Raw genomic sequence first — 21,425 nt, forward strand, 5'->3', positions numbered from 1 at the left:
GCTTCGCGATCTTCCTGGAAAGGGCGGGGCATGACGAGTGAACTGGTTCACTCCCCAACTCTCCCCCTGTCGTGAACACTTGGCAAGGGGCACTCTGAAAATTCCAGAGTGGCTGTGTTCTTGGTGGCGGGCGCATGGCACACTGCTGCCAAACAGCGCATGGGGAGGTCTGAAGTGAGCGAACCGCGGTCCGCCCCGACCGTGGGCCAGGTCGTTCTCGGAAAGCGCCTGCAGGAACTGCGGGTCCGGGCCGGCCTGAGCCGCGACCAGGCCGCCAAGGTGCTGCGCGTCGCCCCCGCGACGGTCCGCAGGATGGAGACCGCCGAGGTCGCGCTCAGGATCCCCTACGTCCAGGCGCTGCTGAGGGCCTACGGGATCTCCGAGGAGGAGACCGACGCCTTCGTCGACCTCGCCGAGGAGGCCAACAAGCCCGGCTGGTGGCAGCGTTACCACGATGTGCTGCCCGACTGGTTCAGCATGTACGTCAGCCTGGAGGGCGCCGCCAGCCTGCTGCGCATGTACGAGCCGCACTTCGTCCCCGGACTGCTCCAGACCGAGGACTACGCGCGCTCCGTCATGCGCACCGGGGCGGTCGGCCAGACCAGGCCCGAGGACATCGAACGCCATGTGGCGCTGCGCATGCAGCGGCAGTCCCTGCTCACCCGGCCGGACGCCCCGAGGCTCTGGGTCGTGATGGACGAGACGGTGCTGCGCCGCCCCGTGGGCAGCCCGCAGGCCATGCGCGCCCAGGCCGACAAGCTGCTCGAAGCCACCGAGCTGCCCCATGTGACGCTCCAGATCGCGGAGTTCTCCACCGGGCACCACCCCGGTACCTACGGCCCGTTCGTCCTGTTCCGGTTCGCCGTCCCGGAACTGCCGGACATGGTCTACAGCGAGTACCTGACCGGGGCGGTCTACTTCGACGCCCGCCCCGAGGTGGCCTCGTACCTGGAGGTCATGGACCGCATGGCGGCCCAGGCCGCGACTGCACAACGCACGAAGGAAATCCTCCGGGACTTCCGCAAGGAGCTGTGAATGACACCCATATACAACGGCATGCCGGCCGCCGACCTCGGCGACGAGGGCTGGTACAAGCCGTGGAGCGGTGGCAACGGCGGCAACTGCGTCGAGGCGATGAAGCTCTCCGACGGACGGATCGCGATGCGCCAGTCCGCCGACCCCGACGGCCCCGCCCTCATCTACTCCCACCGTGAGATCGCCGCCTTCATCCAGGGAGCCAAGGCCGGACAGGCCGACTTCCTCCTGACCTGACGGGCGGTGCGCGCACGGTTCGCGCGTCCTCCACCCAGCCGTACGCCGACCACCGATCCAAGGAGCGCGCCATGACCGGGCACGAGCCCCCCGTCGAGATCGACACCAGCAAGCCGCATCCCGCGCGGATGTACGACTGGTTCCTCGGCGGCAAGGACAACTATCCGGTCGACGAGCAGATGGCCCGGCAGCTGCTCGCCCTGGACTCCCGGGGCCGCGACATGGCCCGGGTCAACCGGGCGTTCATGCACCGGGCCACCCGCTGGCTCGCCGAGGACGGCATCCGCCAGTTCCTCGACATCGGCACCGGCATACCGACCGAACCCAACCTCCACCAGATCGCCCAGCGCACCGCGCCGGAATCCCGCGTCGTCTACTGCGACAACGACCCGATCGTCCTGGCCCACGCGGCGGCCCTGCTGCGCTCCACGCCCGAGGGCGCCACCGAGTACATCCAGGCCGACGCGCGCAAGCCCGGCACGATCCTGGAGGCGGCCGGCCGGGTCCTCGACTTCGACCGGCCGATCGCCCTGTCGATGCTGGCCCTGCTGCACTTCATCGACGACGAGGACGGCGCCGCGGAGCTGGTCGGCCGGCTGGTCGACCAGCTCGCCCCCGGCAGCTACCTCGTCCTGTCGCAGACCACCGGCGACTTCGACCCGGCGGGCGCCGCCCAGGCGGTCGAGCTCTACCGGGCGCGCGGGATGGCGCTGCGCCCGCGCAGCCGGGCCGAGTTCTCCGCGTTCTTCGAGGGGCTGGACCTGGTCGAGCCCGGCGTCTCGCTCTCCGCCGACTGGCATCCGGAGCTGGGCGAGGTCATCGAGGTGCCGGGCGACGAGCCGATCCCGGGGTACGCGGGCGTGGCCCGCAAGCGCTGACCGGCCCGGCGGCGGGGGGAGCGGCCGGGACCGGGGACAATGGACCCATGTCCCGACGCACCGCACGCCCCCGCAGGCCCGCAGCCCCTCCCGCTCCCCGGATCACGGCCGTCTCACCGTGCCCCTGCGGGCTGCCGTCGTCGTACGCGGAGTGCTGCGGGCGGTTCCACGCGGGCGCCCCGGCGCCCACCTGCGAGGCGCTGATGCGCTCCCGCTACTGCGCCTTCGTCGTCCGGGACACCGGATACCTCCTGCGCACCTGGCATCCGGACCACCGTCCGGCCGTCCTCGACCTGGATCCCGAGCAGCGCTGGGAGGGGTTGGGGATCCTGGAGACGACGCAGGGCACCGCCTTCCACACCACCGGGACCGTCACGTTCCGGGCGCGGTTCACGGCCGGCGGGCAGGCGGACGAGCTGTACGAGAAGAGCCGCTTCGTGCGGTACGGGGGCGCCTGGGTCTACGAGACGGCCGTCTTCGCCGGCTGAGACCGGGGCCGGGCGCGGTCCCGGACGCCCGTCAGGCGGGCGCCCCGGCCGGGGTGACCGGGGCCAGCTCCTGGGCCAGGTCCTCCGCCAGCAGCCGCTTGGCGATCACGTCGACGGCGGCCCGCAGCCGGTCGTGGTCGGGGCGGCCGATGTCGTCGTCGCCGAGCTGGTCGTTGAGCCAGGACGCCCAGGCGTCCGTGATCGTCGCGGCCTCCCGGCGGCCCGCCTCGGTGTGGGTGAACAGATGGCCGTCGCCGGTCAGATAGCCCTCCTCGATCATCCGGTCGAAGACCGGGACCAGGACCTCCGGCGGGATCCGGTGCCGGGTGGCGATCAGCCGCAGCCCCGCGTGGCCGACCATCCGGGTGAACAGCTCCACCTGCATGACCGCCCAGGCCCCCGCCATGTCGAGCCGGGTGTCGGAGGAGGCGACGATCCGGCGCGCGGTGTCCGGGTCCACCCGGCGCAGGACCTTCGCCACGGAGAACTCCAGCAGCCGGGCGGAGTCGCCCGCGCTGGGGGAGGCGAAGCCCTCGCCCATGTCGGTCGAGCCGGCCCGGACCGTGTCCCGCAGCTTCACCTCCTTGAGGAAGAGCGCCACCACGAAGCCGATCAGCGCGACCGGCACCGTCCACAGGAACACGGTGTGCAGGGTGTCGGCGTAGGCCTGGGCCAGCGGCGCGGACTGGGTCTCGGGCAGGGCGTGCAGCCCCTCCGGGCTCTGCGAGGCCTTCGCCAGGACCGCCGGGTCGCCGCCCGCCCGTACCGCCTCCGCGATGCCGTCCCTGAGGTGCGGGCCGAGCGCGTTGGCGTAGATCGTGCCGAACACGGCCGTGCCGAAGGAGCTGCCGAGCGTACGGAAGAAGGTCACGCCCGAGGTCGCGGTGCCCAGGTCCGCGTAGTCGACCGTGTTCTGCACGGCGATCGTCAGCACCTGCATGGACAGGCCGATGCCGAGGCCCAGCACCAGCATGTACAGCGACTCCAGCCAGACCCCGCTGTCCGGGCCCATCCGGGAGAGAAGGAACAGGCCGAGCGCCATGACCAGGGAGCCGACGATGGGGAAGACGCGGTAGCGGCCGGTCTTGCTGACCACGTTGCCGCTGAAGATGGAGGCGGCCAGCAGACCGACGACCATCGGCAGCGTGCGGACGCCGGAGAGCGTCGCCGAGTCGCCGTCCACGTACTGGAGGTACGTCGGCAGGAAGATCATCGCGCCGAGCATCGCGAAGCCCACGATGAAGCTGAGGATCGAGCACACCGTGAAGACCGGATTGCGGAAGAGCCGCATCGGCAGCATCGGTTCCTTCGCCCGGAACTCCACCAGGCAGAAGGCGGCCAGGGCGGCCAGACCGAGGACGAACAGGCCGATGATGACGCCGGATCCCCAGGCGTACTCGTTGCCGCCCCAGCTCGTCGCCAGGATCAGCGCGCTCGCCCCGACGGTGACCATGGCGATGCCCAGGTAGTCGATGACGGGGCGGCCCGCCGCCTTCACCGCCGGGATGGTGCGGGCGGCGGCGATGACCACCAGGATCGCGATCGGCACATTGACGTAGAAGGCCCAGCGCCAGCTCAGATGGTCGGTGAACAGCCCGCCGAGCAGCGGTCCGACGACCGTGGAGACACCGAAGACCGCGCCGATCGCGCCCTGGTACTTGCCCCGGTCGCGCAGCGGGATGACATCCGCGATCAGTGCCATCGAGGTGACCATCAGACCGCCCGCGCCGATGCCCTGGAGACCGCGCCAGACGATCAGCAGCGTCATGTTGGTCGCGAGGCCGCAGAGGAACGAGCCGGTGATGAAGATGATCGCGGAGAGCTGGAAGACGATCTTCCGGCCGAAGAGGTCGCCGAACTTGCCGACCAGCACCGTCGCGACGGTCTCCGCGAGCAGATAGGCGGTCACCACCCAGGACATATGGGCGGCGCCGCCCAGGTCCGAGACGATCGTGGGCAGCGCGGTGCCCACGATCGTCTGGTCCAGCGCGGCCAGCAGGATCCCCAGCACGATCGTGGCGAAGACGATGTTGCGACGGCGCGGATCGAGCACGGCGGGTGCGGCGGCGCTCCGCGCGGCGGGGGCGGTCTCGCTGGCAGTGGTCACCCTTGCACCTTCACACCGCCCCCTGTCACCCGCATGCGGGAGGCGACCGGACGTGTCAGCCCAGCAGTTCCCTCAGCGAGACCGCCATCCGGGCCGCGAACGCCTCCCGCGTGCCGGGATCCACCCGGTCCAGCGAGAGGTACGGGTTCAGGTCCTCCAGTTCGACCAGGAGCAGCTCGCCGGAGGCCGTGCGGCAGGCGTCGACCCGCTGGATGCCGTGGTCGAGGGTGTTCCACTCGATGAACGCGCGCGCGAAGTCCAGATCGGCGGGGCTCGCCCCGTACGGCTCCAGCACCCACCGCCGGTCCGGGTGCGGCGCGTGCAGCGCGTACTGGAAGTCGTGGTCGACGAAGTAGAAGGACACCTCGTAGCGGAAGTCGATCCGGGGCTGGACCAGCAGTGTGCCGTCCGACCCGGGTTCCAGCTCCGGGGTGTCGGTGAACCGCAGCCCCACGGAGTCCGCGCCCAGCTTCGGCTTGACCACATAGCCCGCGGCCTCCGGCAGCAGCCCCAGGTCCGCCGCCCGGTCCACGGTCGGTATCACCGGGTATCCGGCCCGGCTCAGACCCACCAGGTACTGCTTGCCCGCCATGTCGCCCCGCCCGGTCAGCGGGTTGTAGACCCGGGTGCCGCGCTCCAGGGCACGCGCCCGGAAGGCGTCGTACGCCTCCTGGTAGTGCAGTACCGGACCGCTGTTGCGGACGACGACGCCGTCGAAGCCGTCCATCAGGGCCGCCGCGTCGCGCGGATGGCACAGCGCGAGGTCGACGTCCCGGCGCAGCCGCGCGGTGAGCGCGATGTCCTCGTCGCAGTAGCGGCGCCCGCGCGCCTCGTAGGCGAGGTCGGTCACGAACAGGACGGACGGGCGCGGACCGGCGGGCATGGCTCTCCAGGGGTTCGGCGGCGGGGGCGGTCGAGGTCCCGGCATTCTCCCGTCCGCCCCCGCCGTCGCCCCTGGCGGGGTGGTCATTCGATACGGGCGCAGACGTCGTCCACCGATCCGTGGTGCATGCGCAGGGTGCGGTAGCCGTCGGCGGCGATGTCCAGCGTGTACACGCCGTCGACCCGGTACTCCCCGCGCGGCAGGTTGCCCTGGTGCGCGCCGACGCCGAGGAGGACGGGCCCGACGGCGTGCCAGCGCTGCGAGCCGTCGGCGTGGTGGTCGACCAGCGCGCTGCCCCCGGCGTCCACGTCGGTGTACGCGCCGGTACGGGTGTTGGTGACCCGGATGAGCAGGGCCCCCTTGTAGGCGATCTCGGACGGGGAACCGTCGGGGTGGGTGGCGAGCACCTTCTGGACGACCTCGTCCACGAGCGGTTCGCCGTGAATGGGGGCGTCGCAGCGGGTGCCGGCCGGTGCGTCGAAGGGGGCCGTCGGCGCGGGCTCCCACCCGGCCGGGGCCGGGGCCGCCGAGGCGGGGGCGGCGGTGAGGAGCGAGGCGGCGAGCGCCAGGGCGGTCAGGACGGTGGTCCGGAGCATGCGGTCTCCCGGTGGCGGGGGCACCCGGACGGGCCGTGCGGCCGGTGGCCCCCGTGCACCGGCCGCCCGCTCACCGCACGAGCATGCACCCGCGCGGGGCGCGCGGTCCGGGAGACGCGCGAGGACGGCGTCCGTACGGGTGCGCCGCCCCGGTCAGCGGATGTGGCGTCCCGAGATCGCCCGCGCGATGACCAGGCGCTGGATCTCGCTGGTCCCCTCGAAGATCGTGTAGATCTTGGCGTCGCGGTACATCCGCTCCACCGGGTGTTCCCTGCTGTATCCCGCGCCGCCCAGGATCTGGACGGCCTTCTCCGTGGCGGCCACCGCGAGTTCGCCCGCGCGGAGCTTGGACATGGAGCCCTGTCCGGCGTCGAAGGTCCGGTCGTTGCGGGCCATCCACGCGGCCTGCCAGATCAGCAGCCGTACGGCCTCGATCTCGGTCCGCAGATCGGCCAGGGCGAAGGCGATCGACTGGTTCTCGATGATCGGCCGGCCGAACGCCTCGCGGGTCCCGGCGTACTCCAGCGCGTATTCGTACGCGGCGCGGGCGATGCCCAGCGCCTGGGCGCCGACGGTGGGGCGGCTGACCTCGAAGGTCGCCATCGCGGCCTGCCCCTTGGCGGTGCCGCCCTCGCGGGCGCGGGCGAGCCGGGCGTCCAGCTTCTCCCTGCCGCCGAGCAGGCAGTGACCGGGGACCCGGACGTCGTCGAGGAAGAGGTCCGCCGTGTGCGAGGCGCGCAGCCCCAGCTTCTTGACCGTGCGGCCCGCTTCGAGGCCCTTGGTGCCGGGCGGCACGATGAAAGCGGCCTGCCCGCGCGCGCCGAGCGCCGGATCGACCGAGGCGACGACGACGTGCACTTCGGCGATCCCGCCGTTGGTGATCCACGCCTTCTGGCCGTTGAGCACCCACTCGTCCTTGGCCTCGTCGTAGCGGGCCCGGGTGGCCATCGCGGAGACGTCGGAGCCGGCCTGTGGTTCGGAGACGCAGAACGCGGCGACCTTGGGGTCGTCCGCGTCGCCGTAGCACTGCGGCACCCACTCGGCGAGCTGGTCGGGGGTCCCGGAGGCGAAGATCCCGGCGACGGCGAGCGAGGTGCCGAACAGGGCCATGCCGATTCCGGCGTCGCCCCAGAACAGCTCCTCGTTGGCTATCTGGAGGGAGAGGCCCGAGGGGTCGCCGTACATGTCGGCCAGCGACTCGAAGCCGTAGAGCCCGATCCGGGCGGCCTCCTGGATGACCGGCCAGGGAGTCTCCTCGCGGGCGTCCCATTCGGCGGCGGCCGGGCGCACCACCTCGGCGGCGAAGCCGTGCACCCAGTCGCGCAGGTCCTGCTGCTCCTCGGTGAGGGCCAGGGAGAAGTAGCTCATCGGCTCATGCCTTCGGGATGTCGAAGTAGCGGGTGAGGCCCGAGGCCAGGCCGACGTCGCCGGCCACCTTCAGCTTGCGCATCATGAACATGGTGACGGGGTTGCCGTTGCCGGAGACCAGCTTCAGGAACTCCGTGTCCGCCATGACCAGCGTCGTACGCGGCTCGGCGTCCGAGCGGCCCTCGCTGATCGCGCAGACACCGTCGGCGATGGACGTCTCGTAGACGACGTCGCTGTCACCGGTGATCTTCCAGCGGATGAGCGCCGTGAGCGTGCCCGCCGCATCGGGGCGGAACTGCTGCTTCATCCGGGCGAAGACCTCGCCGAGCACCCGGGTGCGCAGATCGCCGTGCATGACCTCGCCGAGCTGCTTGGCGGACATGCCCTTCACGATCCGCGCGAACTCCGGCGGGGAGACGGCCGCGAAGTCGAGGGCGGCCAGTTCGCCGGTGAGGTTGCCGCTGCTGTTGTCGGCCACGCCAGTTCCTTACTCCGGAGTAAACTTACTTTTGAGTAAGGTAAGGGCAGGGCGCCGCAGCCGCAAGGCGACGGGGATCGCCGGGCGCGGGGGAGTGCGCGGGGGCGGTGCGGGCTACCAGGCGTCGCCCGGCCGCACCATCAGCCGCGGGTCGTGCGCGGCCAGCACCTTGTTGGCGCGGGCCAGCTCGGCGAGGGCCTGCTCCCGGTCGGCCTGGTCCTCGATGCCGAGCCGCGGGCCGCGGAACCGGCGGATCTCGCGCGCCGCGCACTCCGCGTCGAACTCCGCCTCCAGGATCCGGGCCGGCACACAGGAGCCGATCAGCGCGGCGACGCTGTCCGGGATGGGGACGGGGACGAGCAGATGTGAGGCGGTCATGGGGGGTTCCCTCTCGATGGTGGCCAGAAGGTCGGGCGCCGGGCCGCCTGGTGGGCGGCCGACTCCTCTCCATATAACGGGACGCAGTTCCGTGTTTCTCGTTGAGAACGTCTCCGTGTGGCAACCGTTTGGGAATGACCGGCTATTTCCCCTTACCAGCAAGTAGGTTGACTTCGCGTGAGCTGTTCGTCGGATCGAGGGCGCGTCGCGCTGTTCACAGAGGTGAGTCGTTGCTGCGGGCGCGCAGCTGCATGGCGCGGAGCACGGTCTCCGTCGAGAACCGCGCCTCCGGATCGACCAGTTGATCGCCGAAGATCGATTCCAGATTGCGCATCCGGTAGCGGACGGTCTGGGGGTGGACGTCGAGCAGCTCGCCCATCTGGGCGGCGGTGCCACGGGTTTCGAGCCAGATCCGCAGCGTTTCGATGAGCCGTTCGCGACGGTTGACGCTGATGTTCGCCATGGGGGCGAGTTCGCGGCGCGCGAGCTGGTCGAGCAGGACCGGATCGGAGAGCAGCCACAGGGTGATGAGGTGGTCGTCGCAGAGGATGGCCGGCGCGTCGTCAATGACGCCGGCGTCCACCAGTTCCAGTACCCGCCGGGCCCAGCGGATCGAATCGGACGCCAGGGAGGCGGGGACCGTCAGGCCGATGGCCGTCCGGCCTCCGGGAAGCGCGTGCTCCAGCATGCGTCTTCGCAGGTCGTCGAAGGGGCCCGGGATCAGTAAATGCGGTTGCGGATCGGTGAAGTCCACCAGGACGTCCCGGTCGATCGCCGGCCGGTCCAGATCGGGGGACGGCCGTACGGCGACGAGCGTCACCTCGTCGGGCAGTGTCCACCCCGTCTGCTCGCAGAGTTCGGCGATGGCCACCCGGGGCACCGGCGGTCCGGCCAGGATCAGATGCAGCAGTCTGCGCCGCAGGGTGTCCGTGTGGTCGTCGGTCGCCGACCTGACCTCCAGATACCCCTCGCGCGACAGCGCCTCCAGCTCGTCCACATAGGAGAACAGCGCGTCCGCGAACGTCAGCATCATCGTGGGGGAGAGGTTGTAGCGCCGGCCGATCCTCTTCGCCCGCCGCAGCGCCACCCGTGCGCCCAGCCGGTAGGCCCCCTGCAACTGGTCCATGCTCCGGCCCTCGTACGCCTCGAACCGGCCGAACCTGCGGCACATCTCGTCGCGCAGCGCGGAGGGCGCGGTCGGCTCGGCCACCTGGTCGACGAAGACCGAGATGCTCTGCTCGACACCGACCCGGATGCCCTTTCCGTACGGGCCCTCCAGGAGTCGCGCGTACTCGGGGTAGGCGCGGGTGACCTCAAGGCCGATCTCCTTGATGAGCCCGGGGAGTTCGGGCCGCACGATGGCGGCGAACTCCTGAGGCAGCGGTCCCAGTGGCTCTCCCAGATCCGAGGGTTGCGCAACTCCCGGCATACCTCTACCCCTTGCTCTTCGGCGCCCGATGGGGGGTGGGCGGACGGGAGAGCGCTCCCATCCGTCGTCAGGTGCGTAGCGACATCGGCTGTCGAAGATAGTCCACGTCATGTGGCCCTGAACACAGGCAGGACAAGACGAAATGTATGGGGCACGTATCGATCGGTTTCGGCCATCTGTCCGATCGGCCCCCGTACTCGGGAACGGCTCGTGAACCACTCGTGCCGTGTTGATCCGGGGGCCCGGATTCCGGTAATGCGGCGGTGGCTCCGGCCGCTGTTCCGGATTCCCCGAACAATGTCGTCCTCGCTCTGCGCGGTGAATTCCACTGTGAACCCGGCCGGAAGTCAAGAGGCCGGCCGGGCGCCGGAGGGTGGAGGCGCGGGCGGTGGCCGAACCTGTACGGCAGGGCTGTGACGTGGGGTGTTGGGCCGAGCCGGGGGGCGTACCGTCATCGGGTGAGCAACCCGCGGCCCCCGTGTCCGGCCGGAAGTACTCACTTCTGGATAAAAATCCGGAGGGCTGTACTCGCCGCGCAGCAAATTTCTCACCGACGGGGCCGATTACGGAGATTCTTTCTTCCCGTGTGTTGCGGAGCGACATTACCCGCCCGTAGCGTCATCGCCGAACGCAAGAGGTCGTGCAGTCCGTCAGGCCGGACTGCCGCATTCCTGTCCTGTGACCCCCGCTCCGGGGGCGCCACTGACCCGGCCGGAAGTGGCCCCCCGGAGCAGGTCGCGAACCCCTCGAAGGGAACTGGATCCGTGAACACCCTTGCACGTAGAGCCGCCATCGTCCTCACCGCTTCCGCCGCCGCCCTCGGCATGGCGGTGACCACCGCCTCCGCCGGTGCCACGTCCTCGTGGTCGGCGACCCCGTCCGGGGCGTACACCGCCCACGCGGACAACCCCACGCTGGACGTTCCGGCGGCCAACCTGGAGTGCGACTCCTCCGACGTGACCTCCGGAGTGGTCAACCCGACCAGCCCCGACGGCACGAACATGGCGACGATCGGCAACATCACCTTCACCAACTGCACCGTCGGCGGGCTCGACTTCGACGTTTCGATGACCGTGACGCCGTGGACGATCAATGTGGACCAGGTCGACCCGGGCAACGCCAACCACGTCCTGGGTAACGTCACCGGCATCTCCGCCCACATCGAGGGCTTCTCCTGCTCCGCCGACTTCACCGGCAAGGTGTACGGCTACTACGACAACAGCGCGGGCAACCTGGTCATCGACGGGTCGGGCGGCGATCTGCTCGCGTCCAACGCGGACTGCCTCGGGCTCATCAACGACGACGACGTGGCGTCCTTCAACGCCTCGTACCACGTGAAGGTCACCTCGACCGGTACGTCGCCGGTCATCACCACGCCGTAAGGCCGCTTGAGCACACAGGTACGGGCCGGCCGCGGAGTCTCTCCGCGGTCGGCCCGGCCTTCTCGTTATGGGCACCGTGCGTACGGTGCCCCGACCGTGAGGACGTGAGTGAGTGAAACGCAGTCTTCGAAGACCCTCCGCAGTCGCGGCACTTCTCGTCGCGGCCCTCGTCACCCCGGCCTCCCCGGCCTCGGCCGGGACCACCTCCGTGGAGACGCTGACACCTCCGGGGCCCTACACCGCGCATTCCGACGACGCGACGCTGGGCTCCATGACATGTGCCTCCTCCGACGTGAGCGGCTCGCTCTACGACACGGGTCCGGCCGCCGCCGACGTCGAACTCGTCTCGTTCACCGGCTGCGCGATGATCGGCATGAATCTCGATCTGACGGTCACGGGTCTCCCCTGGCAGGTCGTGGCCGGTGCTCAGAGCCCCTCGAACCCGAATGTGTACGACGTCACCGTCCAGGGGGTCGCGGTCCACGTCGTGGGCTTCGGCTGTTCCTTCGACGTCACCGGGCCCGTTCAGGGATCCTTCGACAACACCACCGACGACCTTGTCGTCGACGGCTATCTGATCGCTTCCCAGGCCGACTGCCTGGGCCTCGTCCTTGACGGCGATACGGTCCCCTACAGCGCCACGTATCACGTGAACGGCTAGGGGCGACCCCGGCATGAACCACCGCACGCACCCCGTGGAGGACAGGCCCGATATGTACACCCAGATACCTGTGACCCGTACGGGGCGCCGCTCCGTGAAGGTCGCCTCCGTCGCCGGTCTCGCTCTGCTCGCCGGGCTGTTGTCCGGCGGGGGCTCGGCGGCCGAGGAGAGCGCCGGGCCTGTCGGCCTGACCGTCGGATGCGGCACCGAGGACGGCGGCGAGGCCGCCGTGGCGGCCACGGTGGCCCTGTCGGTGGACGTTCCGGCGACCGGCGAGGTCGACCGTCCCGTGCAGCCGGGGCCTGTGTCGTTCGCCCTCACGCTCTCGCGCGCCGATCTCGCGGGGCTGTTGCCCGAGGGGGCCGAGGCCGTAGTCAGCCGGGCCGCCCTCAAGGTGAGGGTCGCCCAGAACGGCGAGTCGGCCGAGGCGCAGTGGGAGCTCAACGCGCCGAGCACGCCCCTTCCCGCTGACGGAGACGTGACGCTCGTCCACTCCGGCGAGGTGCCCTACGTGACATTCGGGTCCGCCGGAGATGTCGACTTCTCGGTGGGGGAGTTCACCGTCGAGCTACGGACCGCCGCAGAGGCTCCCGAAGCGGACGCACCGGCTCTGGCCTCGGTGACGTGCCGGCTGAAGGAGGGAGAGAGTGGACATGTCGCCACCACGCACGTGACCGAGGTCGGTGGCAACGAGCCCTCCGGGACCCCCACCACCCCGGCGGACGGTGCGGCCGGAGCGGGGGACGGGGACATCACCGTGGAGCGGTCGGCCGCCGCTGCCGCCGCGGAGGAGGATCCCGACTGGTGTCCTGTCGCACCGCCGACGGGAGAGATAGACGCGAGCGAGGCGCCGCAGCTACCGCCGGGCGCTCCCCCCAGGGTGGTCGAACTCCCCGGCGTCTTCATGTGTGCCAACGCGGTGGGCCTGGCCAACGTGCGGAAGCTGAACGGGGCGATGATCATCAATAATCCCGACGCCCCCGCGCTCATCAGTGTCATGTCGTCGAAGCGCTCGACAGCGCGGTCGGCGAAGGACGAGGGCGGCGCGTACGCCCGGATCGACTCGCTCGCGAACCTCGCCCTCCCGGACGCCGAAAGCACCTTTCTCACCTTCGGGTTCCAGCCGGTGACGGCGAAAGTGTCGTTCGAGAACGGGCCCATGACCATCTCCATAGGAAACGTCGGATCCGCGCCCAACAGGACCACGTTCTCCACGGTCTACTTCAAGCAGTCCCTGCGCCTTCATGACGTGAAGGTCAACGGCACGCCGCTGGACGTGGGCAGCGACTGCAGAACGGCGAAGCCGTTCAAGGTGGTGCTCAACGGGGGCGACAAGTACACGAACGTCGGCGTGGGCGGCCTCTTGGAGGGCGCCGTCGACATCCCGCCCTTCACCGGCTGTGGCACAGGCGGTGAGGACCTGAACCCGCTCTTCACCGCCTCCCTCTCGGGACCCGGGAACCGGGTCTTCATGAATCAGGCCTCGACCTGCACTCCGAGCAACCCCACCAGGTCCTACTGCCCGCCCCCTCCGGCGGAGCTGCCCGGAGCGAAGCCCGCCACGTAGTCCGGCCCGCACACCGAAGGGGCCGTCTCCTTGTGGAGGCGGCCCCTTCGGGCTTCACGGAGCGGGCGCGGCTACTGCGCCGCCGAGTGCCAGTACTGCGCCAGCAGCTTGCCCGCGTTGGGCGCCGTGTCGCGCGGCTTGTTCATCGTCGCCACGTAGGTCTGGGCGTTGTCCAGCGTGACGTTGTTGTTGCCGGAGGCCGACGGCAGGCCCGTCTTCAGGTTGACCGCCCAGTTCAGCGCGCCCAGGAGGCCGCAGCCGTTGGTGCCGGGCACCGCGAACGCCGTGTCGGTCTGGGTGGCGCCCAGAAGGTTGAGCCGGTTCATGGGGCCGGTCGCGTCCGGCGTTCCGTTGCCCGCGAACTTCTCGCTGGAGATGGCCGGCTGGGTCGAGTTCTGCGGCGTGAGCAGGATCGGGTTCGAGGAGGAGCCGATGTAGCACTTGTCGCCCAGGATCGGGTTCTCCAGGTGGATGCGGACGGGGAGGGTGATGATCGGCTTGCCGGTCGTCGTGCCCGCCACGAGCTGGAAGCCGGTCGGGGTGTTGACCGACTCTATGGTCGCCGTCACCCGGTTCAGGTTGACGTCGGTGAGCGTGTTGCAGATGCTGCTGACGACGGGCACGTCGTTCGGGCACATCAGCCCGAGCAGCCCGCCGGGCACCTTCGCGGAGTCGGCGACGAGCGCGCCGCCCGCCGGGGAGACCACGGTGGACGTGCCGCCCGGGTGGTTGACCACGCCGACCTGGAGGTCGCTGGCACCGACCGGCACCTCGGTGTTGCCCAGCTTGATGGAGCCGCTCGCCGAGTGGGACGACACACAGATGGCGGTGTCCACCGCCCCGTCGGCCGCCAGCATGGCGGGGTCGTCGACCGGGCAGCGGCTGAAGGGCGCCCAACTGCCGTTCAGCGTTGTGGCGGCCGTGGCCGAGCCGATCGACGCGACGGCGGCGAGCGCGGTGAAGGAGGCCAGCAGCCCCACACGTACCCGGTTCGAGCCAGTTCTCATGTCTTCCCCTTGTTTGGGATGGGAGGCGGCCGTCGTCGAGGTGCCCGGGTGAGTCCGGAGTTCTCGACGGACGGCGGAATTGAGCACGGAACACAGAAATGCGGAATGCGGGTGCCGGGAGCGCGTCGGACGCGACGGACACGGCCGGTGCGAAATCCCTTTCACCGAGCCGTGAGGTTACTGGCGGGAAACACCGCGACACAATCCCGGCGTATGAGAATCTGGGGGAGGGACCGGCATCTCCTCCGCCGATGAGTACGAGATCCGGCCTTCTTGTCACTTCCTGCGCAGCGCCCCGCGGGTGCCGAGGGTCGTCGCGCCGGCCACATATACGGAATGCTGTCCGCCGTTTGTGTATTCGAGCCGGTCCCGAGCGTGTCTCAGTCGTCCGGCCGAGGTTCCTGCCCCTGCCGGCCCGTAGAGGAACTTGTCATCAGGAGACAGGTTTTCCCGGCGCTCTGCTCAACCGGTGCGAAAGAACGGACCGCTTTGCGCTCTCGCGCGAAAACTTGATGACCTGGTATTGCGGGCCAGGTTACCCACCCGTAGCGTCGCCTCCGTCAGCAACGCGTCCGGCGCGCCCGGAGGTTGCTCACCCGTCGGGAGGGATTCCGGACGCATCCCCAGTGTCCGGTTCCCGGATCCAGCAGGGTCTCCCTCTCGGAATCTTCACACCGGCGGAGCTCTTCCTCCGGAACCCCACGGCGCAGGCCCCTCTGGGCCGCGGGGTTCCGGCCTGCACCGACGGACGGGAGTGCGCAGTACTTCACAAGATCGGGAACGGAATTTGTCATCCGATGACAAACGGGCCGGATCTTTGCGAATGGGCTGTTCAAGGGCTTGTCCTGGCGGTGTCGGTGAACTTAACGTGCGCCCCTCGGTGCACTTCTGTCACTTCGTGAGCGCATGCAGGAGGTGGGATGGGAATCGAAGTAGTGGTCGAAGGCCTCACCAAGTCTTTCGGCAAGCAGAACATCTGGCAGGACGTGTCGCTCACGCTTCCCGCAGGCGAGGTCAGTGTCATGCTCGGGCCCTCGGGCACGGGAAAGACCGTCTTCCTCAAATCCATCATCGGCCTGCTCAAACCCGAACAGGGCCGTGTTCTCGTCAATGGCGTCGACATGGTGAACGGCGCCGAGCGGGACATCATGGAAGCGCGCAAACTCTTCGGGCTGATGTTCCAGGACGGTGCCCTTTTCGGGTCGATGTCGCTTTTCGACAACATCGCGTTCCCCCTCCGGGAGCACACCCGCAAGAAGGAGTCCGAGATCCGCCGCATCGTCATGGAGCGGATCGACGTCGTGGGTCTGCTCGGTGCGGAGAACAAGCTGCCCGGCGAGATATCCGGCGGTATGCGCAAGCGCGCCGGCCTCGCCCGCGCCCTCGTGCTGGACCCGCAGATCATCCTCTGCGACGAACCGGACTCCGGCCTCGACCCGGTCCGCACCGCGTACATCTCCCAGCTCCTGGTCGACCTCAACGCGCAGATCGACGCGACGATGCTCATCGTCACCCACAACCTGGACATCGCCTCCACGGTCCCGGACAACATGGGCATGCTCTTCCGCCGCAACCTGGTGACCTTCGGGCCGCGCGAGGTGCTGCTGACCAGCGACCTGCCCGTCGTCTCGCAGTTCCTCGCCGGACGCTGCGAGGGACCCATCGGGATGTCCGAGGAGAAGGACGCCGCCACCCTCGCCGCCGAGGAGCGCAACGGCTACGGCCAGGGCATCAGCTCGGCCAACGCCCCGCGCACCGTCGTCCCCCAGCTGGAGCCCTCGGCCGGACTGCCGGTGCGCCAGGGCGCCCTGCGCCGCCGGGAGCGGGTCATGGCGATGCTCGGGCAGCTGCCGGAGGCGGCCCGTACCGCCATCCTCAACAGCTACAGCCCGGCCGCCGGCGGTGGGCGCCCATGACGGCCCCGATGCCGCTCCTGCCCCCGGGGCAGCCGGCGGACCAACCGCCCGCGCCGGCGGAGAAGGCCCCCGCGGCCCCCCGGCCCAGCAAGGCCCTCGCCCCGCTGCGCCAGACCGGGCAGCTGTTCGCGCTCGCCGGGACCGTCTGCCGCGACACCTTCCGACGGCCTTTCCAGGTACGGGAGTTCATCGAGCAGTTCTGGTTCGTCGCCAGCGTCACCATCCTGCCCGCCGCCCTCGTCTCCATCCCCTTCGGCGCGGTCATCGCCCTCCAGGTCGGCTCGCTCACCCAGCAGCTCGGCGCCCAGTCCTTCACCGGCGGGGCCAGCGTCCTCGCCGTCATCCAGCAGGCCAGCCCGATCATCGTGGCGCTGTTGGTGTCCGGCGCGGCCGGCTCCGCGATCTGCGCCGACCTCGGCTCGCGCAAGATCCGCGAGGAACTGGACGCGATGGAGGTCATGGGCGTCTCGCCGGTCCAGCGCCTCGTCGTCCCGCGCGTCCTGGCCACCATGCTCGTCGCCGTCCTGCTCAACGGTCTCGTCTCCGTCGTCGGCACCCTCGGCGGCTACTTCTTCAACGTGATCATGCAGCACGGCACGCCGGGCGCGTACCTCTCCAGCTTCTCCGCCCTCGCCCAGCTGCCCGACCTCTACGTCAGCGAGATCAAGGCGCTGATCTTCGGCTTCATCGCCGGGATCGTCGCCGCCTACCGCGGTCTCAACCCGCGCGGCGGACCGAAGGGCGTCGGCGACGCGGTCAACCAGTCCGTCGTCATCACCTTCATGCTGCTGTTCTTCGTGAACATGGTCCTCACGGCGATCTACCTCCAGATCGTCCCCGCGAAGGGGAGCTGACCCATGTCGATGCTCGGCTGGCTGGACCGCTCCGGCGACCAGCTCACCTTCTACGTACGGGCCCTGCTCTGGATCCCGCGCACCCTGCGCCGCTACCTCAAGGAGGTGCAGCGGCTGCTGGCCGAGGTCGCCTTCGGCAGCGGCGGCCTCGGGGTCGTCGGCGGCACCATCGGCGTGATGATCGCGATGACGCTGGCCACCGGCACCGTCGTCGGCCTCCAGGGGTACGCCGCCCTCAACCAGATCGGCACCGCCGCCTTCACCGGCTTCATCTCCGCGTACTTCAACACCCGCGAGATCGCCCCGCTCGTCGCCGGTCTCGCGCTCTCCGCGACCGTCGGCGCCGGCTTCACCGCGCAGCTCGGCGCCATGCGGATCAACGAGGAGGTCGACGGCCTGGAGTCCATGGGCGTGCGCTCCATGCCCTACCTCGTCACCACGCGCATCATCGCCGGGGTCGTCGCCATCATCCCGCTCTACGCGATCGGGCTGCTCTCCTCGTACGTCGCCTCCCGCTACGTCACCGTCCTGTTCAACGGCCAGTCCGCGGGCACGTACGACCACTACTTCAATCTCTTCCTCTCCCCGCAGGACGTCCTGCTGTCGGTGCTCAAGGTGCTCATCTTCTCCGTGATGGTGATCCTCGCGCACTGCTACTACGGCTACCACGCCAGCGGCGGGCCCGCCGGGGTGGGCGTGGCCGTCGGCCGCTCGGTGCGCAACGCCATCGTGCTGATCAGCGTCACCGACTTCTTCCTCTCCCTCGCCATCTGGGGCGCCACGACGACCGTGAAGGTGGCCGGCTGATGAGTAACCGGACCACGCGGACCGCCGGCCGCAGAACCGCCGGGATCGCCTTCTTCCTCGTCCCCGCCGTGCTGATCTGGGTCTCGGTCGCCGTCTACGACAAGAAGTTCACCGACGACGCGACCGTCACCGTCCGCGCCTCCAGCGTCGGCAACGAGATGCACGACAACGCCGACGTGAAACTGCGCGGCGTCGTCATCGGCCAGGTCCGCCGGATCGAGGCCGACGGAGACGGAGCCCGCCTCACCCTCGCGATCCAGCCCGACAAGCTCGACCGCGTCCCCGCCGACGTCACCGCCCAGATGCTGCCCACCACGCTCTTCGGCGAACGCTTCGTGGCGCTCGTCCCGCCCGCCGTCCCGTCCACGAAGACGCTGCGGGCCGGGGACGTCATCCCGCAGGACCGCTCCAGCAACGCCCTGGAACTGGAGCAGGTCCTCGACAACGTGCTGCCGCTGCTGACCGCCGTCAAGCCGGAGAAGCTCTCCGCCACCCTCAACGCCGTCTCCGAGGCGCTGAAGGGCCGCGGCGACAAGCTCGGCGACACGCTCACCACCCTCGACGCCCACCTCAAGAAGTTCAACCCCCAGCTCCCCACGCTCAACGAGGACATCAAGCAGCTCGTGAAGGTGAGCACGCTGTACGCGGACGCCGCCCCCGACGTCCTGGACGCCCTCACCGACTTCACCACCACGAGCGGCACCCTCGCCGAGCAGGAGGCGCAACTGGCCGACGTCTACGGGTCCACCACGGCCTCCGCCCGGGACTTCACCGCGTTCCTCCAGAAGAACAAGGACAACCTCATCCGGCTCGCCGCCTCCGGCAGGCCGACGCTGGAGACCCTGGCGAAGTACTCCTCCGAATTCCCCTGCACCCTGCGCACCGTCGTCGGCTTCGTCCCGGCCATGGACAAGGCGCTCGGCAAGGGAACGAACGAACCGGGCCTGCACGTCACGCTGAAGACCGTGCCCTCCAAGGGGAAGTACGTGGCCGGACGGGACACCCCCGTCTACAACGCCTCCGGCGGACCGCGCTGCTACTCCGTCCCCTACGTCGGTGACACCGTCCCCACCGCCGACGCCCGGACCTCCGCCGAACTGCGAACCTCCGGCGCGGACACCGAGGCGGCCCCGGAGGAAGTGCCCGCCGCGAACCCCTCGCTCGGCATGCCCAACTCCCCGCAGGAGAGCCGGCTCGTCAACGAGCTCGTCGCTCCCTCCCTGAACGTCCGGCCGCAGGCCCTGCCCGAGTGGAGCAGCGTGCTCATCGGACCGGCCTTCCGCGGTGTGGAGGTGAATCTCAAGTGAAGCGCCGCTCCCTCGCGGGACCGCTCGCGAAATCCCTCGTGTTCGTCGTGGTCACGGTGCTGGCCACCACGGTGCTCGGCCTGTCCATCGCCAACACCGGGGTCGGCGACACCCGTTCGTACCGGGCCCGGTTCACCGACGCCACCGGCCTCATCGTCGGCGACAGCGTCCGCATCGCCGGCGTCAAGGTCGGCCAGGTGAAGTCCGTCAGGATCGCCGACCGGCGGCTCGCCGAGGTGTCCTTCACGGTCCAGAAGGGCCGCAGTCTGCCCGCCTCGGTCACCGCGTCGATCAAGTACCTCAACATGGTCGGCCAGCGCTACATCGACCTCGGCCAGGGCACGGGCCCCGTCGGCGAGAGCTTCGCCCCGGGCGCCACCATCCCGCTCTCCCGCACCACCCCGGCCCTGGACCTCACCCAGCTCTTCAACGGCTTCCAGCCGCTCTTCGAAGGGCTCTCCCCGCCCGACGTCAACCAGCTGGCCGGCTCCATCGTCCAGGTGCTCCAGGGCGAGGGCGGCACCGTCGACAGCATCCTCCAGCACGTCGGCTCGCTGACCGGCACAGTCGCCGCCAAGGACAAGGTGATCGGCGAGGTGATCAAGAACCTCAACACGGTCCTGAAGACCGTCAACGACCGCGAGGCGGGCTTCGACGACCTCGTCGACACGCTCCAGGAACTCGTCACCGGCTTCGCCGGCGACCGCAAGCCGCTCGGCCAGGCCGTCACCGCGATGGGCGCCCTCACCACCGTCACCGCCGACCTCTTCCAGGACGGACGGGCCCCGCTCAAGAAGGACATCAAGGAGCTGGGCCGGCTCTCGAAGAACCTGGCCGACAACCAGCCCCAGATCGAGAACTTCCTGACCAGGACCCCGCAGAAGATGGCGGCGATCACCCGCCTCACCTCGTACGGCTCCTGGCTCAACCTCTACCTCTGCGAGGCCAAGGTCAGCGGTGTGACGACCAGCGACGGCAGCACCCCGCCCACCGGCATCGAGATCACCGATCCGGCGAGGTGCACCTCATGAGAATCAAGCCGCTGCGCCACCGCAACCCCGTCGCCGTCGGCGTCGTCGGACTGCTCGTGCTCGCCCTCCTCGGCTACGGCGCCTACCGCGCCGACTCGCTGCCCTTCATCGGCGGCGGCACCACCTACAGCGCCGACTTCACCGAGTCCGCCGGACTCGACGAGGGCGACGAGGTCCGCATCGCCGGGGTGAAGGTCGGCAAGGTCACCGGGGTCTCCCTGGACGGCGCCAAGGTGAAGGTCACCTTCGAGGTGAAGGACGCCTGGATCGGCAACGCCAGCACCGTCGGCATCGCCATCAAGACGCTCCTCGGCGACAAGTACCTCGCCGTCGACCCGCTCGGCGAGTCCCCGCAGAACCCGGACGAGCGCATCACGTCGAGCCGCACCACCTCCCCGTACGACGTCACCCAGGCCTTCAACGGACTGGGCGAGACCATCGGGGAGATCGACACCGAACAGCTCGCCAAGAGCTTCGAGACGATCTCCGCCACCTTCAAGGACTCCCCGCCCGACGTGAAGAGCGCCGCCCAGGGACTGTCCGCCCTGTCGAAGACCGTCTCCGAACGCGACGCGCAGCTCGCCACCCTGCTCAAGGGCAGCAAACAGCTCACCAAGACCCTCGACAGCAAGAAGAGCGGATTCGAGACGCTGCTCCAGGACGGCAATCTGCTCCTCGGCGAGATCCAGGCCCGCCGCGACTCCATCCATCTGCTGCTCACCGGCACCCGCGATCTGGGCACCCAGCTCACCGGGCTCGTCGCCGACAACAACAAGCAGCTGAAGCCCACCCTCAAGGCGCTCGGCCGGGTCACCGCCGTCCTGAACAAGAACCGCAAGAGCCTCGACAAGGTGCTCTCGCTGGCCGGCTCGTACAACCGGCTGGTCGGCAACACCCTCGGCAACGGCCGCTGGTTCGACAACTACGTCTGCGGCGTCGTCCCGAAGAACTACCTGCCCGCGGACACCCCGCCCGCCACCGGCTGCATGCCTCCCAAGCAGGAAGGCGGGAGCTGA

21 protein-coding genes are annotated in these 21,425 nt (G+C 69.7%); 13 read left to right on the plus strand and 8 right to left on the minus strand.

Features of this window, described 5'->3' with window-relative positions:
• Positions 1–174 precede the first annotated feature (174 nt).
• The 4 genes from ACZ4FH_RS14510 (at position 175) to ACZ4FH_RS14525 (ending at position 2,638) form a co-directional block, all read left to right on the plus strand.
• Positions 175–1,035 (plus strand): helix-turn-helix domain-containing protein, encoded by an 861-nt coding sequence (locus ACZ4FH_RS14510; RefSeq protein ID WP_467304764.1) that lies wholly within the window; start codon positions 175–177, stop codon positions 1,033–1,035.
• Complete coding sequence (locus ACZ4FH_RS14515) at positions 1,036–1,272, plus strand: DUF397 domain-containing protein (RefSeq protein WP_383638467.1); 237 nt, start codon at positions 1,036–1,038, stop codon at positions 1,270–1,272.
• 71 nt (positions 1,273–1,343) lie between these two features.
• Positions 1,344–2,150 (plus strand): SAM-dependent methyltransferase, encoded by an 807-nt coding sequence (locus ACZ4FH_RS14520; protein WP_467304766.1) that lies wholly within the window; start codon positions 1,344–1,346, stop codon positions 2,148–2,150.
• Between the two features lie 47 nt (positions 2,151–2,197).
• Positions 2,198–2,638: a YchJ family protein gene (locus ACZ4FH_RS14525; protein ID WP_467304767.1), complete on the plus strand. Its 441-nt coding sequence runs from the start codon at positions 2,198–2,200 to the stop codon at positions 2,636–2,638.
• 31 nt (positions 2,639–2,669) lie between these two features.
• On the opposite strand, the gene ACZ4FH_RS14530 is transcribed toward ACZ4FH_RS14525, so the two are convergent.
• The 7 genes from ACZ4FH_RS14530 to ACZ4FH_RS14560 all read right to left on the minus strand — a co-directional run bounded on the left by ACZ4FH_RS14530 (position 2,670) and on the right by ACZ4FH_RS14560 (position 9,877).
• Positions 2,670–4,745, minus strand: coding sequence for an MDR family MFS transporter (locus ACZ4FH_RS14530; protein WP_467304769.1), 2,076 nt, complete (start codon positions 4,743–4,745; stop codon positions 2,670–2,672).
• A 55-nt stretch (positions 4,746–4,800) separates the two neighbouring features.
• Positions 4,801–5,628 (minus strand): ATP-grasp domain-containing protein, encoded by an 828-nt coding sequence (locus tag ACZ4FH_RS14535; protein WP_467304771.1) that lies wholly within the window; start codon positions 5,626–5,628, stop codon positions 4,801–4,803.
• Positions 5,629–5,711: 83 nt separating this feature from the next.
• A complete protein-coding gene (locus ACZ4FH_RS14540) occupies positions 5,712–6,224 on the minus strand; it encodes a hypothetical protein (protein ID WP_467304772.1) in 513 nt (170 codons plus the stop codon).
• A 153-nt stretch (positions 6,225–6,377) separates the two neighbouring features.
• On the minus strand, positions 6,378–7,592 hold the full coding sequence (locus tag ACZ4FH_RS14545) for an acyl-CoA dehydrogenase family protein (protein WP_467304774.1): 1,215 nt from the start codon (positions 7,590–7,592) through the stop codon (positions 6,378–6,380).
• Positions 7,593–7,596: 4 nt separating this feature from the next.
• Complete coding sequence (locus ACZ4FH_RS14550; RefSeq protein WP_467304776.1) at positions 7,597–8,070, minus strand: SCP2 sterol-binding domain-containing protein; 474 nt, start codon at positions 8,068–8,070, stop codon at positions 7,597–7,599.
• Between the two features lie 114 nt (positions 8,071–8,184).
• Positions 8,185–8,448 carry a hypothetical protein gene (locus ACZ4FH_RS14555; RefSeq protein ID WP_385107054.1) on the minus strand — a complete coding sequence of 88 codons (264 nt, stop codon included), beginning with the start codon at positions 8,446–8,448 and terminating at the stop codon, positions 8,185–8,187.
• A 214-nt stretch (positions 8,449–8,662) separates the two neighbouring features.
• Positions 8,663–9,877, minus strand: a complete 1,215-nt coding sequence (locus ACZ4FH_RS14560; RefSeq protein WP_467304778.1) for a PucR-like N-terminal domain-containing protein — start codon at positions 9,875–9,877, stop codon at positions 8,663–8,665.
• Positions 9,878–10,641: 764 nt separating this feature from the next.
• Here ACZ4FH_RS14560 and ACZ4FH_RS14565 point away from each other — a divergent pair.
• From ACZ4FH_RS14565 to ACZ4FH_RS14575, 3 genes are all read left to right on the plus strand, one after another.
• The gene (locus ACZ4FH_RS14565; RefSeq protein ID WP_467304780.1) at positions 10,642–11,259 is read left to right on the plus strand and encodes a hypothetical protein; all 618 of its coding nucleotides are present in this window, start codon (positions 10,642–10,644) and stop codon (positions 11,257–11,259) included.
• A gap of 112 nt (positions 11,260–11,371) precedes the next feature.
• The gene (locus tag ACZ4FH_RS14570; RefSeq protein WP_467304781.1) at positions 11,372–11,920 is read left to right on the plus strand and encodes a hypothetical protein; all 549 of its coding nucleotides are present in this window, start codon (positions 11,372–11,374) and stop codon (positions 11,918–11,920) included.
• 13 nt (positions 11,921–11,933) lie between these two features.
• Positions 11,934–13,487: a DUF6801 domain-containing protein gene (locus ACZ4FH_RS14575; protein WP_467304783.1), complete on the plus strand. Its 1,554-nt coding sequence runs from the start codon at positions 11,934–11,936 to the stop codon at positions 13,485–13,487.
• Positions 13,488–13,558: 71 nt separating this feature from the next.
• Here the strand turns inward: ACZ4FH_RS14575 and ACZ4FH_RS14580 are convergent, their stop codons facing one another.
• Complete coding sequence (locus ACZ4FH_RS14580; RefSeq protein WP_467304784.1) at positions 13,559–14,494, minus strand: hypothetical protein; 936 nt, start codon at positions 14,492–14,494, stop codon at positions 13,559–13,561.
• Positions 14,495–15,414: 920 nt separating this feature from the next.
• On the opposite strand from ACZ4FH_RS14580, the gene ACZ4FH_RS14585 reads away from it, so the two are divergent.
• From ACZ4FH_RS14585 to ACZ4FH_RS14610, 6 genes are read left to right on the plus strand one after another with little or no spacing between them, the layout of a single operon-like run.
• Positions 15,415–16,410 carry an ABC transporter ATP-binding protein gene (locus ACZ4FH_RS14585; protein ID WP_383638424.1) on the plus strand — a complete coding sequence of 332 codons (996 nt, stop codon included), beginning with the start codon at positions 15,415–15,417 and terminating at the stop codon, positions 16,408–16,410.
• Positions 16,407–17,264 carry an MlaE family ABC transporter permease gene (locus ACZ4FH_RS14590; RefSeq protein WP_467304786.1) on the plus strand — a complete coding sequence of 286 codons (858 nt, stop codon included), beginning with the start codon at positions 16,407–16,409 and terminating at the stop codon, positions 17,262–17,264. The genes ACZ4FH_RS14585 and ACZ4FH_RS14590 overlap by 4 nt, the downstream gene beginning before the upstream one ends.
• Positions 17,265–17,267: 3 nt before the next feature.
• Positions 17,268–18,071 carry an MlaE family ABC transporter permease gene (locus ACZ4FH_RS14595; protein ID WP_383638418.1) on the plus strand — a complete coding sequence of 268 codons (804 nt, stop codon included), beginning with the start codon at positions 17,268–17,270 and terminating at the stop codon, positions 18,069–18,071.
• On the plus strand, positions 18,071–19,378 hold the full coding sequence (locus tag ACZ4FH_RS14600) for an MCE family protein (protein ID WP_383638416.1): 1,308 nt from the start codon (positions 18,071–18,073) through the stop codon (positions 19,376–19,378). Before ACZ4FH_RS14595 ends, ACZ4FH_RS14600 begins: the two co-directional genes overlap by 1 nt.
• Positions 19,375–20,409, plus strand: a complete 1,035-nt coding sequence (locus ACZ4FH_RS14605) for an MCE family protein (RefSeq protein WP_467304789.1) — start codon at positions 19,375–19,377, stop codon at positions 20,407–20,409. The genes ACZ4FH_RS14600 and ACZ4FH_RS14605 overlap by 4 nt, the downstream gene beginning before the upstream one ends.
• Positions 20,406–21,425 (plus strand): MCE family protein, encoded by a 1,020-nt coding sequence (locus ACZ4FH_RS14610; protein ID WP_467304790.1) that lies wholly within the window; start codon positions 20,406–20,408, stop codon positions 21,423–21,425. The genes ACZ4FH_RS14605 and ACZ4FH_RS14610 overlap by 4 nt, the downstream gene beginning before the upstream one ends.

It is taken from the genome of Streptomyces sp. NPDC024555, assembly GCF_055559335.1.